General features: G+C 59.4%; 11 protein-coding genes. 5 read left to right on the forward strand and 6 right to left on the reverse strand.

Annotated features, from left to right (window positions below):
• Nucleotides 1-553: 553 nt before the first annotated feature.
• Entirely contained in the window at nt 554-1,876 is a 1,323-nt protein-coding gene (locus tag HMPREF2920_RS01855; RefSeq protein ID WP_049193268.1) for an O-acetylhomoserine/O-acetylserine sulfhydrylase, read from the forward strand.
• Nucleotides 1,877-1,921: 45 nt separating this feature from the next.
• Nucleotides 1,922-3,058, forward strand: a complete 1,137-nt coding sequence (locus HMPREF2920_RS01860) for a homoserine O-acetyltransferase MetX (protein WP_070549724.1) — start codon at nt 1,922-1,924, stop codon at nt 3,056-3,058.
• Nucleotides 3,059-3,064: 6 nt separating this feature from the next.
• Here HMPREF2920_RS01860 and HMPREF2920_RS01865 read toward each other — a convergent pair whose 3' ends face one another.
• From HMPREF2920_RS01865 to HMPREF2920_RS01885, 5 genes are all read right to left on the reverse strand, one after another.
• Nucleotides 3,065-3,433: a DUF3017 domain-containing protein gene (locus HMPREF2920_RS01865; RefSeq protein WP_005510063.1), complete on the reverse strand. Its 369-nt coding sequence runs from the start codon at nt 3,431-3,433 to the stop codon at nt 3,065-3,067.
• Nucleotides 3,434-3,453: 20 nt separating this feature from the next.
• Nucleotides 3,454-4,311, reverse strand: a complete 858-nt coding sequence (locus HMPREF2920_RS01870) for a bifunctional methylenetetrahydrofolate dehydrogenase/methenyltetrahydrofolate cyclohydrolase (protein ID WP_070549723.1) — start codon at nt 4,309-4,311, stop codon at nt 3,454-3,456.
• 68 nt (nt 4,312-4,379) lie between these two features.
• A complete protein-coding gene (locus tag HMPREF2920_RS01875) occupies nt 4,380-4,919 on the reverse strand; it encodes a tRNA (cytidine(34)-2'-O)-methyltransferase (RefSeq protein WP_038627766.1) in 540 nt (179 codons plus the stop codon).
• A gap of 31 nt (nt 4,920-4,950) precedes the next feature.
• Nucleotides 4,951-6,915: an alpha/beta hydrolase family protein gene (locus tag HMPREF2920_RS01880; protein ID WP_070601227.1), complete on the reverse strand. Its 1,965-nt coding sequence runs from the start codon at nt 6,913-6,915 to the stop codon at nt 4,951-4,953.
• Between the two features lie 18 nt (nt 6,916-6,933).
• A complete protein-coding gene (locus HMPREF2920_RS01885; RefSeq protein ID WP_070853985.1) occupies nt 6,934-10,173 on the reverse strand; it encodes an error-prone DNA polymerase in 3,240 nt (1,079 codons plus the stop codon).
• 247 nt (nt 10,174-10,420) lie between these two features.
• On the opposite strand from HMPREF2920_RS01885, the gene HMPREF2920_RS01890 reads away from it, so the two are divergent.
• The 3 genes from HMPREF2920_RS01890 (at nt 10,421) to HMPREF2920_RS01900 (ending at nt 13,099) form a co-directional block, all read left to right on the forward strand.
• Complete coding sequence (locus HMPREF2920_RS01890; protein WP_016422131.1) at nt 10,421-11,287, forward strand: MetQ/NlpA family ABC transporter substrate-binding protein; 867 nt, start codon at nt 10,421-10,423, stop codon at nt 11,285-11,287.
• Between the two features lie 64 nt (nt 11,288-11,351).
• On the forward strand, nt 11,352-12,401 hold the full coding sequence (locus HMPREF2920_RS01895) for a methionine ABC transporter ATP-binding protein (protein WP_049190340.1): 1,050 nt from the start codon (nt 11,352-11,354) through the stop codon (nt 12,399-12,401).
• Nucleotides 12,402-12,466: 65 nt separating this feature from the next.
• The gene (locus HMPREF2920_RS01900; RefSeq protein WP_224433327.1) at nt 12,467-13,099 is read left to right on the forward strand and encodes a methionine ABC transporter permease; all 633 of its coding nucleotides are present in this window, start codon (nt 12,467-12,469) and stop codon (nt 13,097-13,099) included.
• 24 nt (nt 13,100-13,123) lie between these two features.
• Here HMPREF2920_RS01900 and HMPREF2920_RS01905 read toward each other — a convergent pair whose 3' ends face one another.
• The gene (locus tag HMPREF2920_RS01905) at nt 13,124-14,035 is read right to left on the reverse strand and encodes a sucrase ferredoxin (protein WP_070601230.1); all 912 of its coding nucleotides are present in this window, start codon (nt 14,033-14,035) and stop codon (nt 13,124-13,126) included.
• Nucleotides 14,036-14,194 lie beyond the last annotated feature (159 nt).

Raw genomic sequence — 14,194 nt, forward strand, 5'->3', positions numbered from 1 at the left:
CTCATGTTGCATTTGATGCACATGGCGCGAGGGGCTTTTTCTATGCCCTGACTTCCGTAACGGTCTTGACAGTACCCAGTGCTTTTCGGCGCTTTACGGTACCCTTCGCCCATACTCAGTCCCCTGTTTGGCTCACCTCGACACTCGGCACCGCAGCGCCCGATGCCCCGGCACCGCAGTGCCTCACCCCATGAGTTACTGACTACCTTTATGACACTTTTGTCCAAAAAATTGCCTTCAAACTGTCATAAAGGTAGGCACTAACTCCTTCGGCAAACCGCCACCCGTCGAACACCACTCGCCACGCACCACCCACCACCCACCACGCGCCACCCACGCCCCCATATACAGCAGCCTCCCCCCCCCACAACCGACCACGCCCCAGAACTAATCAAACCAATCCGTACTAAGCGGGCTATAGCACTCTCGACACAGATACACACACCCTCTTACCTTGGGTTTTTCCAAAACTTTGCAATAGACAGCTTGGTTCACTATTGTTTGTAAGCAACGTTTTGAACGACCTCAAAAAAACCGCAAGGAAGTATCTGAAATGACCACCAAGTACGACAACAGCAACGCCGCCAACTGGGGCCTGTCCACTCGCGCTATTCACGCCGGCTTCGCTCCGGACGCACAGACCTCCGCGCGCAACCTGCCGATTTACAACACCTCCTCCTACGTCTTCGATTCCGCTGAGCACGCTGCCAACCGCTTCAACCTCTCGGATGCAGGCCCGATTTACTCCCGCCTGACCAACCCGACTGTGGATGCCGTCGAGCAGCGCATCGCCAGCCTCGAAGGCGGCGTCGCTGCCGTACTGTTCTCCTCCGGCCAGGCAGCTGAGACCGCTGCTGTCCTCACCCTGGCTCGTGCAGGCGACCACTTCGTCGTTTCGCCACGCCTCTACGGCGGTACTGAGACCCTGTTCAAGGTCACCCTGCCGCGCCTTGGCATCGACTGCACTTTCGTCGAGAACCCGGATGACCCGGAGTCCTGGCAGGCAGCAGTTCAGGACAACACCGTCGGTTTCTACGGTGAGTCCATCGCCAACCCTCAGATCGACGTCCTCGATATCCCGGCCATCGCCGAGGTTGCACACCGCAACAACGTTCCGCTGATTGTCGACAACACGGTTCCGACCCCGGCCCTGCTGCGCCCGCTCGAGCACGGTGCTGACGTCGTGGTTTCCTCCACCACCAAGTTCCTGACTGGTAACGGCTCCTCCCTTGGCGGTGTCATCGTCGACGGCGGCAAGTTCGACTGGACTCAGACCCGCAACGGCCGTTCCATCTTCCCGAACTTCACCGAGGCCGACGAGGCTTACCACGGCCTGAAGTTCGCCGACCTGGGCGCCCCGGCCTTCGCACTGCGTGCTCGCGCTGGCATTCTCCGCGACACCGGCGCTGCCCCGGCTCCGTTCAACGCTTGGGTTCTGGCTCAGGGCCTCGACACCCTGGCTCTGCGCATCGAGCGCCACAATGAGAACGCCAAGGCTGTCGCTGAGTTCCTCGAGAACCACCCGCTGGTCGCCAAGGTCAACTACGCTGGACTGCCGAGCTCCCCGTGGTACGAGACCCTGAACAAGCTGGACCTTTCCGGCGCCAGCGGCGTGCTCTCCTTCGACCTGAAGGATGCCGACACCGCCAAGGCGTGGAAGTTCATTGACGCTCTGAAGCTGCACTCCAACGTCGCCAACATCGGTGATGTCCGCTCGCTGGTTGTCCACCCGGCCACCACCACTCACTCCCAGTCCGATGAGGAGGGTCTGATCCGCGCCGGCATTTCCCAGGCCACCGTTCGCCTCTCTGTCGGTATCGAGAACATCGATGACATCATCGCCGATCTCGAGGGCGGCTTCGCAGCACTCGCGTAGACCGTTTGTACACAGACACAGAACGGACTAAGTAGTCTATAAGGCATGAGCTTTTCCCCATCTACCCCGGCCGCCCTCGCACCCGAGGGCGAACCGGGGCGTGTCTTTATCGGCGATGTCACAACCGAGGCTGGCGCGGTCATCCCCGACGTCACTGTCGAGTTCGAACGCTGGGGCCGGCTTAACGACGACTGCTCGAATGTCATCCTCCTCGAGCACGCTCTAACCGGCGACGCCCACGCTTCCGGCCCCTCGGATGAGTACCACCCGACTGCGGGTTGGTGGAACGGGATGATTGGCTCTGCCCGCGCCCTGGATACCGACGAGTACTGCATTATCTGCACCAACGTCATCGGTGGCTGTCGCGGTACAACCGGCCCTTCCAGTCCACATCCGGACGACGGCAAGCCCTGGGGCTCTCGCTTCCCCGCAATCTCCGTGCGCGACACGGTGACGGTGGAGCACCTGGCGCTGCAAGAACTGGGAATTTCCCGCCTCCAAGCTGTCATTGGCGGCTCCTTGGGTGGGGCCCGAGCGCTTGAGTGGTCACTGATGCACCCGGATTTCGTCGGCAAGGCATTGGTGATGTGTGTCGGCGCACGTGCGTCTGCTTGGCAGATTGGTATTCAGTCTGCGCAGATTCAATTCATTGAGTCCGATCCCGATTGGCATGGCGGCGACTACTACGACCGCGGTGTGACTCCGGCCCGAGGTCTGGGTTTTGCACGCAGGGTCGCGCATTTGACGTACCGTGGCGAGCTGGAGATGGATGACCGCTTTGGCGCGGCAGCGCAGCCCGGTGAGGATCCGCTGGGCGCGATGCGCACGGAAGATCGCTTCCAGGTAGAAAGCTACTTGGATCATCAGGCGAAGAAGCTGGCTCAGCGTTTCGATGCCGGCTCGTATGTCGTGCTCACCGATACCTTGAATCGGCACAATATTGGCCGTGGTCGCGGTGGCCTCAACGAGGCGCTGCACTCGTCAACCGTGCCGACCATGGTTGCCGGTGTGGACACGGACATTCTCTACCCTTTCCACCAGCAGGAGCACCTCGCCCGCAATCTGGGCAACTGCTTGGGGCTGGAAAAGATTGAATCCGCCGTGGGTCACGACGGATTCTTGACGGAGTTCGAGCGAGTGGATTCGATTGTGCGTAGTTTCCTCGCTCGCGATGTCAGTTAATGTCAGCTAGCTTCCCAGCGCATCCACGCTTACTGCGAGGAATACGATTCCCATCCCGATTATGGAGCAAAACCATAAGTCAAAGGCCCGGGATCGTACGGAGAACACACCTAAAATGCTGTCCGGCAGGTACTGCCTAGCCACGCCGAGCAGCATCATTGTGCTTCCCAGCATGAATGTGGCGCGTCGCCACCGCTCCAGCCCCAGGAACACAACGAAGGCGGACATGCCGAAAAAGAGCGCGCCGTAAATCGTATACTGCACCCACATTGGCCACGATGCCCCCGGCGGCGGGGTCTTCGGACTATGCGGGTTCAGCATTGGATCCGGCAGATCTTCCCGCCGGGCACGCTGCGCAATTTCCCTTTTCGACATGACTTCTTCCTCCTGGCTGACTAGGCCAGGCCAGCGAGCTTTTCAGCGCGCTCGACGACATTGCGTACGAGGAAAGCGCGAGTCAGTGGGCCGACACCACCTGGGTTCGGGGATACGTAACCGGCAATGTCCCAGACGTCATCAGCAACGTCACCGGCCAGCTTGCCGTCGACACGCGAAACTCCCACGTCGAGTACAGCAGCGCCAGGCTTGACCATGTCTGCAGTAATCATATGGGCGACACCAGCGGCTGCGATGATGACATCAGCCTGACGGGTTTCAGCGGCCAAGTCCTTGGTGCCGGTGTGACACAGCGTCACGGTGGAGTTCTCGCTGCGGCGAGTGAGCATCAGTCCGATCGGGCGACCGACGGTGACACCGCGGCCGATAACAACAACCTTGGCTCCATTGAGCTCGACGCCGAAGCGTCGCAGCAGGTGGATACAGCCGTTTGGGGTACACGGCAGCGGTGCTGGCTCGTTGAGGACCAGCTTGCCCAGGTTTACCGGGTGGAGGCCATCGGCGTCCTTCTCCGGATCGATGAGGCCCAGAATACGGTTTTCATCCAGGTGCTTCGGCAGTGGCAACTGAACAATGTAGCCTGTGCACTCCGGACTTTCGTTCAGCTCGGTGATTACTGCCTCGAGTTCTTCCTGCGTGGTGTCAGCTGGGAGATCACGGCGGATAGAGGCGATACCAATCTGCTCACAGTCGCGATGCTTCATCTTGACGTAAGAGTGGCTGCCTGGATCATCACCAACCAACACGGTGGCCAGCCCCGGGGTGTAGCCGGCTTCCTTCAAACGCTCAACGCGCTTTTCCAGGTTTTCGAAGATTTCGTCTCGGTAGAGTTTGCCATCAAGCTTTGTCGCTGCCATGGCATTTATCTTAGGCACAGGAGCGAATAATGCCCAGAAACGCCCTGTAACCGCCCTCGCCTTTGACCCTATTTACCGCCCATAAAGCCCTGCTGACGCCAGACTTCATAAGCAGCCACTGCAGCGGCGTTGGAAAGATTCATGCTGCGACGAGCGGGCAACATGGGAATTCGGATTAATTGCGTAATTCGCGAATCATCGAGCACTGACTGTTCCAACCCGGTTGGCTCCGGGCCAAAGAGCAGTACATCGGTGTTCGTGTACTCAATGTCTGTGTGCCAAGTGTCAGCGTGTGCGGTAAAGGCAAAGATGCGGCACCCTTGGCTGGCAAAGGTCTCCAACGCTTGATCGATGGAATCGTGAATACGCACATCGGCCAGGTCATGGTAATCCAGCCCGGCGCGACGCAGATTCTTGTCATCGAAGTTGAACCCCAGTGGCTTGGCCAGATGCAACATAGCTCCAGAGCCCGCACACATGCGGATAGCGTTTCCGGTGTTCGGCGGGATGACAGGCCGGTCAAAAAGCACGTGGCAGGTGTGGCTCTTAATCCAGTCTGTGGAGTTGGTTGGCTCGGCGTTCGTCGGCTCGGTCGTGGCGCTATTCATTTCTTCTGTCAGTTCTTTTCCGCTGCTTCTATTACTGATCGTTGTTAGTTTCTACTGCCGTTGACGCGCTGGGTGCCGCATCACACACGCCGTGCTCGGCGAAAAACGCGATGATGGTCTCACCGATGAGCGCTCGGCTCCTCGGCTTCGAGAACTTATGGCCCTCTCCCTCAACCACCAGAAAATCAGTGGGCACACCATAGGCGTCCATGGCGTTGCGCATCTGACCGGACTCTCGCGGAGGCACGTTGGTATCCCACTCGCCGTGGATGAATAGGGTTGGAGCCTTCATTTCCTCCGCACGGTGCAGTGGCGAGATATCGCGCAGAAGCTCAGCATCCTGGTACGGGTAGCCGTATCGAGGGAACGCGGCCTGCGCCAACCAGGGTTCTGTGGATTGGTAGTAGGTTTCAAAACTTGTCATTCCGCAGGCATCCACGATGGCAGCAAACTGATCCGGGTACCACGCCGAGGCCAACAGCGACATGAAGCCACCGTAGGATCGCCCACCCAGGGCAATGCGTTCTGGGTCCGCCAACCCGGCATCAACGAGGAAGGCACGCGCCGCTGCGATATCCGCAATAGCGGCAAAGCGTCCATAGCGGTCGCCCGCGTGCTCGAATGACCTACCGGACCCCGAGGAACCGCGCACATTAGGTGTGAACACCACGAATCCCGCCTCCACAATGCTGGCTAGAACATCGTGGTGAATGGGTTTTGCCTGCAGTTCTGGGCCGCCGTGGATGTGGATGAAAGCCGGCGGTAGTGCGTTTCCGGAAACGTCATTAGAACTATTGCGCACCGACTCTGGAAGGTAGAGCCAGCCAGAGAGTTCCAGCCCATCGCGGGAGACAAAGTAGACCAGTTCTGGGGCCGGCATGGTCTCCAGGTTCTTCTCTTCCAGAGCCAAAATCCGTTCGGTGCGTTCCATATCCAATGGCTCAATGACACCACCGATATTGCGCAGAATCTCCACCGTTGGCGCAAGGCCTGGCCCTTCTACTGTCAGGGAGATCAGCTCACCGTCCCCGGAGATTGACAGCTCGCGCGCAACCATGCCCGGCAATTCCACATTGCGGCGCACCATCACCCGCATGTCGTCAGTCTGCGGGTGAAGGCCAAGGGTTAGCACCTCGAGCGTGCTGACCCCACCGCTATTCCACAGCACAGCCGCGGTGGAGGAATCCTCACTAATGACGAATTCTTCGACGTCTTGATCCGGATTGCCAATGAACTCCTCGACATCAACTTCGATGCCAATCTTCATATCCAAAACCTCCGCTGCGGTCGATTCCGCTGTGCGCGGCTCAGTAGTGCTGATACCGCTATCGGGAGTAATACCCAGGCGCAGGATGCGACGCTGTTCCGCGCCATGATCTGAGAGCACGAATGCGGTCAGCTTCTCCTGCCCCGGATGCGCCAATAAGACACCGACATCCGTGGTAGAGCCAGGATCGGATGGCAACAGCGGCTGCCACTGCTGCCCCGGCCCGACTAGTAGTAACTCCCGGTGGCCTCGCGGTCCCACCCGCACGAGGCCAAACCCACCTTCAGCCGCTACCAGCTGGCTGTCAGTGCGTTTATCAATGACCTCATACTTTGAGTCCGTCGGGTTGACCAAACGCGCATAGTTAATACCCTGGGCATCGACCGCGTTCATCGCTAGGAGATCGTTATCCCATTCCACCAGTGTGGCGCGCATATCCGCATCCATACGCAGGGGGCGGGCACCGTCGACCTCCGGATCGGTGGATACCAGCCAGGTCTGCAAACGCTCCGTACCGTACGGAGAGACCTCGCAGGCAATCCACTTTCCATCCGGAGAGTGCAGCACCCTGGTAACCGGGCCTTCCACCGGCAGTTTCACGGGGCGCTCCGCCCCTAGCCCCTCCGGAGTAATCTCCTGCTGTACCGCACGCGGGTAGCCGCTATCGCGGACAATAAAGGCGATTGCACTCCCATCCGGTGCTAACGAGGATTCATAGGTCTGGCGCATGACAATCCATTCTAGTAGTCAGCGAAAATCTCTACTTCGACCTGCCACCACCGGCTGCCCCAGAGCCTCGGACATATCCACCAGACGATCGGCCACGATTGTCACCGCACCAGAGGCTGTCTGCGCGATACCGCGCACCACCATCGCCCGCGAATTCACCGCTACCGGCCGAAAACGATTCCACAGCCCCGGTGTACACAGCACATTCACCAGCCCAGTTTCGTCCTCCATTCCCAAAAATGTCACTCCGCCAGCTGTCCCTGGACGTTGCCTATGTGTCACGACTCCCGCCACTTCTACTCGTGTTCCGTCGGGCACTGCTTTCAGTTCTGCCGCAGGCACCACTCCACGTTCCTGCAGGTCTGCCCGCAACGCGGCCACCGGGTACTGCCCCGGGGTCACTCCCGTTGCCATCAAATCGGCAGCTGCCAGCTCAAACTCCGTCATGCCGGGCAACGCCGGTGCGTCGGCAAGCGTGAGCCCCGGCAGCATGCCCTCACTTTCCGTCGCCGCCACGCCCGCCGCCCACAGTGCTTGACGACGGTCAATCCCCAGCGACCCAAGTGCTCCTGCGCGCGCCAGTGCTTCCATGTGCCCAACACCCAGCCGAGCTCTGCGGGCGACATCTGCTGCGTTGACAAATGGCCGCGCTGCGACGATACGTTCCGCCACGTCATTGCCCACACCGGCAATGGCACCGATCCCCAAACGAATACGACCATCGATGACGCTGGCTTCCACGCCTGAAACTGCGATATCCGGACCATCGCAGCCGATACCGTGCCGGCGGGCATCGGCAATCAACGACTGCGGAGAGTAAAACCCCATGGGCTGAGCACGGAGCAATGCGACACAGAACTCCGCCGGATAGTGGTACTTAAACCAAGCCGAGAAATACACCAAGGAGGCAAACGACTGCGCGTGTGATTCCGGGAAACCGTAGGCGGCAAAGGCCACTATCTTGTTCCACAGTTGTTCCCCAATATCCGCATCAATGCCACTGGTGCGCTCCAGCCCAGCCAGAAAACGGGCATGAAGCGCTTCCATTTTGGCCACTGAGCGCTTCGACCCCATAGCGCGACGCAGCGAGTCCGCTTCCGCCCCACTGAAACCCGCCGCATCGACGGCCATTTGCATCAGCTGCTCTTGAAATAGCGGGATGCCCAGTGTCTTCCCGAGGGACTTCTCCAGCACTGGATGCTCATAGGTCACTGGTTCGAGTCCATTTCGGCGGCGAATGTAGGGGTGCACGCTACCGCCTTGAATGGGGCCTGGGCGAATGAGTGCCACCTCCACCACCAGATCAAAGAACTCCCTCGGCTTCAGTCGGGGCAAGGTGGCCAGCTGCGCGCGCGATTCCACCTGAAACACGCCCACCGCGTCCGCGCGTGCCAACATCTCATAGACCCCCGGCTCGGCGACATCTATTTCCCACAGGTTCACTCGGCGCCCATGCTGTTCATAGACCAAGTCAATGCAATGGTGGATGGCCTCCAGCATTCCGAGGCCAAGCAGGTCGAACTTCACCAGTCCCGCTGCCGCACAGTCATCCTTATCCCACTGCACTACCGAGCGACCTTCCATGCGTGCCCATTCCACTGGCACGACATCCGCAATCGGCCGATCACAAATCACCATTCCGCCAGAGTGAATACCTAGATGCCGAGGCTGCCCACGAAGCTGCTCCGCCAGTTGCTGCACCGGCTCCGGCGGGCACGCCTCCCGGTCTCTGACCCACGCATCGATAACGCCCGGCGAGTACCCCAACACCCGCGCCGCATCGCGCAATGCACCGCGCCGCCGGTAGGTAATGACATTGGCCACCTGCGCGGCATTGTCACGACCATACTTTTCATAGACGTATTGGATGACCTCTTCCCTACGACCAGACTCAATGTCTACATCGATATCCGGTGGCCCATCCCGTTCTGGCGACAAAAACCTCTCGAACAACAGCCCGGCACTAATGGGGTCAACATTGGTGATCCCCAGCGCAAAACACACCACCGAGTTAGCGGCCGAACCGCGCCCCTGCGCCAGAATTCCCGCCCGGCGACAGAACTCACAGAGGTCATGCACGATGAGGAAGTAGCCTGGAAAACCCAGCTCTCGAATCACAGTCAGCTCATGTTCTAACTGCGCCCACGCCCGCGCTTGCACGGAGCTATCCCCAGCTCCATCGGCCGGACCATACCGCCGCCGCGCCCCCGCACGAGCAATTTCCCGTAGCCACGAATCCTCATCGTGACCAGCAGGAACCTCCCAGCGAGGCAACTCAGGCGCAATGAGATCAAGCGTAAAAGCACACTCACCTGCAATGTCCTGTGTTGCCTGCAGCACCTGCGCCCCCAGATACCGTGTTGCCGCCGATAGCTCCTCCCACGAACGCAACCAAGCTCCGCCTGCGGGCTCCAGCCGTGACTCGAACCCGTCTAAGTCCTCCCGCACAGCAAGGGCCTGCTTCGCCCCGGCCAACCGGCTTGCCGCAGGCGAGGCCGCCGTCGCAGCAGAGGAAACCACCTCCCGCAGGCCATACTTCACAGCTGCGGCCGAAATAGCCTCCTCATCATCGGCCGCCTCTGCTGTGGAGCTCAGGCGGTGCTCGAGCGCCACGTTCTCCGCACCGAAGGCCGCAATGAGCTCTTCCAAGTCGCCGACCCAGCTGACGTCGGCAAGCACCTGCCAGAAACCACCTGCGGCCTCCCCTAACTCTGGCAGCGAGGGATAGCGGACGACGGACTTCTCCCCTGCCGACATATGCGCATCACACAGCGTGTGGCTCAGGCGCCGATAGCCCTCGGGCCCCCGCCCCAGCACTGTGAGGGGCCGCTGCGGAAGCCCCAGCTCCGCGCCGATGATTGTGGCGATACCAGCCTCCGCTGCAGCCTCGGCAAAACGAGCGATTCCATAGAAACCATCGCGATCTGCGAGCCCCAACACGTTTAACCCCAAACGCGCAGCCTCGGACACCAATTCTTCCGGATCCGATGCGCCATGCAGGAATGAATAGCTCGAACGACAGTGCAATTCCGCCTTAATATCCGCAGGCGAAAATGACACGCCACCTCCGCCACTAACACCGCTTTCCGGAGCTTCAAAAGCCCCAACGATGGAATCTGACAGCTGCCCCCGCCAGCCATTGAAGCTGCCATTAGGCTGTAGTTTTCCTGAAAATTTACCCGATAGAATACGCTCAATCCGCGACCAGCTCAGTGGCCGACCGGACTGCTCCGACTGTCCGTCCGAGATGTTTTCCATGCCATGAACATTAACCCACCCTACGGACTGCATTCAAACGTATTTTCGATTAGTATGTGCATTAAGCGCCACCCCCGGGACGCATCCGTAAGTCACACCTCAGCCACGTTCGACTGTTTAGGCTGAAGTTGAATTTTCAGCACTACCTGGGCAAGTGCTAGCCTTAACCCCAGAATTAAAGACAGCTTGGTCTAGTTCTGCCTTAAAACTTCAGCTAACAAATCCCATTAAATAAGGAGACCCCTCGATGAACCTCAAGCGTTTTTCCGCCGGTGTACTTACTGTCGCGTTCGCCGCAACCGGCCTTACCGCCTGTGGCAGCTCGGATGACGCCATTCGTATCGGCACCACGGATGCCGGCAAGAAGGCCTGGACCGTTTTCGAGCAGAAGGCTTCTGAACAGGGCATCGATCTGGATGTTCAGCCCTTCTCCGACTACCAGACCCCGAACCGTGCACTCGATGAGGGCCAGCTCGACGTCAATCTCTTCCAGCACATCAAGTTCTTGGCTGAGTACAACGTCGGCGCTAAGTCGGACCTGACTCCGATTGGCTCGAGCGAAATTGTCCCGCTGGCTCTGTTCTGGAAGGACCACAAGTCGGTTGATGAGCTGGAGAAGGGCACCGAGGTCGTCATCCCGAACGACCCGTCCAACCAGGGCCGCGCTATTAACGTGCTGGTTCAGGCTGGCCTGCTGAAGCTGAAGCAGGATGACCTGCTGACCCCGTCCCCTGCTGACATCGATAAGGAAGCTTCCAAGGTCACGGTTCTGCCGGTGGATGCCGCTCAGACTCCGGCCGCCTACGGTGAGGGCAAGCCTGCCATTATCAATAACTCCTTCCTGGACCGCGCTGGCATCGACCCGAACACCGCCATCTTCCAGGATGACCCGAACTCCACGGAGGCAGAGCCGTACATCAACGTCTTTGTCACCAAGGCTGAAAATGCTGACAACCCGAAGTACGCGGAGCTCTCCAAGATCTGGCACTCCAAGGAGGTCCAGGACGCAGTCGCTGAGGACTCCAAGGGCACCTCGGTTCCGGTTGACCGTTCGGCTAAGGAGCTGCAGGACATTCTGGATCGCGTCGAAGAGCAGCAGCGCGAGCAGAACTAACGCCACTGCCACCTAAGCACCGCCCAACACCAGGGAACACAGACCAAGGGGCACTGATTCACTCGTGACCAACAAGGGAACGAAGCTCGAATTCCGCGAGCTGAACAAGCAATTCGGCGACGTCACCGCGCTCGCCGACATCAACCTAACCGTTGAACCCGGCGAAATCCTCGGCGTCATCGGTTATTCCGGCGCTGGTAAATCAACGCTCATCCGTATGATTAACGGCCTGGAAAAGCCAACCTCCGGGCAGGTTTTGCTAGATGACACCGACATCGTCGGCATCTCCGAGCGCCAGCTACGGGGTCTGCGCCGCAATATCGGCATGATTTTCCAGCACTTCAACCTCTTCCATTCGCGCAACGCGATTCGCAACGTTGAATATCCGCTGGAACTGGCCGGTATGCCGAAGGCCAAGCGCCGCGCTCGCGCCCAGGAACTGCTGGAGTTCGTCGGTCTCGGCGACAAGGCGGAGTCCTTCCCCGAGCAGCTCTCGGGTGGGCAGAAGCAGCGTGTCGGCATCGCCCGTGCGCTCGCCACCGAACCGACGCTCTTGCTTGCCGACGAAGCCACCTCGGCACTCGACCCGGAAACTACTTCCGGCGTCCTGGATCTGCTGCGTCGCATCAATCGCGAAATGGGTGTCACTATCGTGCTGATTACTCATGACATGTCGGTTGTACGCGGTATCGCTGACCGCATGGCCATCATGGAAAATGGTCACATCGTCGAAACCGGTACGGTCCACGAGGTCTTTGCCAACCCCAAGACTGAGGTTGGCCGCCGCTTCGCCACCACCGCACTGCGCGATGTTCCAATTGGCCGTGAACGCGATTCGGTGAATCAGTCTGCCGAGAGCGCAGCAGCTCGCCTGGTCACCATCACTATCAATGACGGTGTTGACCTCGGTGCCCTAGCACAGGCCACTAGTGCCCACGGTGTCGCCGCCTCGGTGGCACACGGCGCGGTCGCCAATGTGCAGGCGAAGTCCTACGGCCGCCTTACTTTGCGATTGACTCCGCTGACAGGCAATTCCGCCTCGGATTCCTCTGATTTCGATGCCGCCATTGCTGCTATTTCCGAACTGACACAGGTAGAGGAGCTTGCATCATGATCGGTCTCTTAAACTCTCTGCCATCGGTGAGTGGCAAGGACACCAACTGGGATAGCCTCGGCCCGATGCTGGGCGAGGCATTCGGCCAGACGCTCTACATGGTCTGTGTCGCCATGCTGATTGGCGGTGTCGCAGGTCTGGCAATCGGCGTGCTGCTCTACACCACCCGCGACGGTGGCGTACTGCGCAACAAGTTTGTCTACCAGGTCCTCAATGTCCTGATTAACTTTGTCCGCCCAATCCCGTTCATCATCCTGGTTACGGCCATCGGCCCACTGACAAAGAACGTGGTCGGCACCACGATCGGCACCGAAGCCGCAGTGTTCGTCATGTCGATTGCCGCCACCTTCGCCATCGCGCGCCTGGTGGAGCAAAACTTGATGTCCATCGACCCCGGCGTGATTGAGGCCGCCCGTGCGATGGGCGCAAGTCCGTGGCGCATCATCCGGACGGTCGTCGTGCCGGAGGCACTGGGCCCGCTGGTACTGGGCTACACCTTCGCCTTCATCGCCGTGGTCGACATGTCAGCTATGGCCGGCTACATCGGCGGTGGCGGACTGGGCAACTTCGCAATCACCTACGGTTACCAGGCATTCGACTGGAACGTCACCCTGGTGACAACCCTGGTCATCATCTTCATCGTCCAGTTGGCGCAGATCTTCGGCAACTGGCTCTCCAAGAAGATTATGCGCAGGTAGCCGCACACATTAGCTAGCCATTAGCTAGCGGCGGGTTACTTCGACCGCAGCCCAGCCCTTCTTTGGCCCTGGAGCATCACCGCAGGAAGACACAACACCTTCTGTGGTGATTTTCTCCAGGGCCACTTCGTATTCCACGACCTTGTCGCGGTCGCTGGGGCCGTCGTAAAGCGCGACGACCGCAGTCGTACCGTCGACGTCAACGCGTGCGACGTCGTCTACGCCCCACGTATCTGCTTGACGACGCACAGCCAACTCGGCCGCCTGCCCCTGCGGGGTGTAGATACCACGGCCGCGGCAGCCCTCTGCATGCACGATGCCCCGCTGAGCGTCTTCGATAACCCCCTTGGCGTCCACCGCACTCAGACGTCCAAAGCTGTAATTCCATGGCAGCAGTACGCTAGCCGGCGCAAAGCGGTGCCCCTTAGAGTGGGAAGTTTCCCACACGACCTCTGGGTAGAGGTTGTGCATCGCCGCAGCGAGCGGGCGACCTTTAATCGCACAGCAACGATCGCGCTTACCGTGCGTACAGATGAGAAACAGTGGATGGTCTAGACGAGTGGCCCCCTCGGTGGGCTGTCCAAGCCGGATATCCAGAGTCATCAGGCCTTTAACATCGGCAACCATGCGATGTTCGAGGAAAACCTCAGAGCCATCCGCTGACTCGCAATGCGCGATATAGACGTTAACGCCATCACACGGCTGCTGGCCGATTCGGCCTGGCTTTCGAATCAGCTGCAACGCGCCGCCGCGTTCAGACAACCAGGCCTCTACCTGACCGGTGATCTCTGCTCCCCATACCCCGCCGTCAAAAATATCGTGCGACCAACCGAGTTGGTGCTCCAACGCAATAAAGAGCTTTCCGGTCTTCGCAGTACCGGGAAGCGGCTCAGTCATCTGAGCAGAACAGGTGGTATCACATTTGGCCTGGCTCATACGCCTAAGCGTAATTGAGTGCTCCCTGCGATTGGGTCTTAGGTCGCAGCGTTCACCCCTGTTTTATTACTATTGTGCAACACTTTGACAACAAATACTTCTGACCTCGACTTTTGTAGTTCAGCTTGTTGAAATTCCGTAACTGCGCACATACCGTCA

This window comes from Corynebacterium sp. HMSC075F02, from assembly GCF_001838335.1.
Lineage (GTDB): Bacteria > Actinomycetota > Actinomycetes > Mycobacteriales > Mycobacteriaceae > Corynebacterium > Corynebacterium jeikeium_D.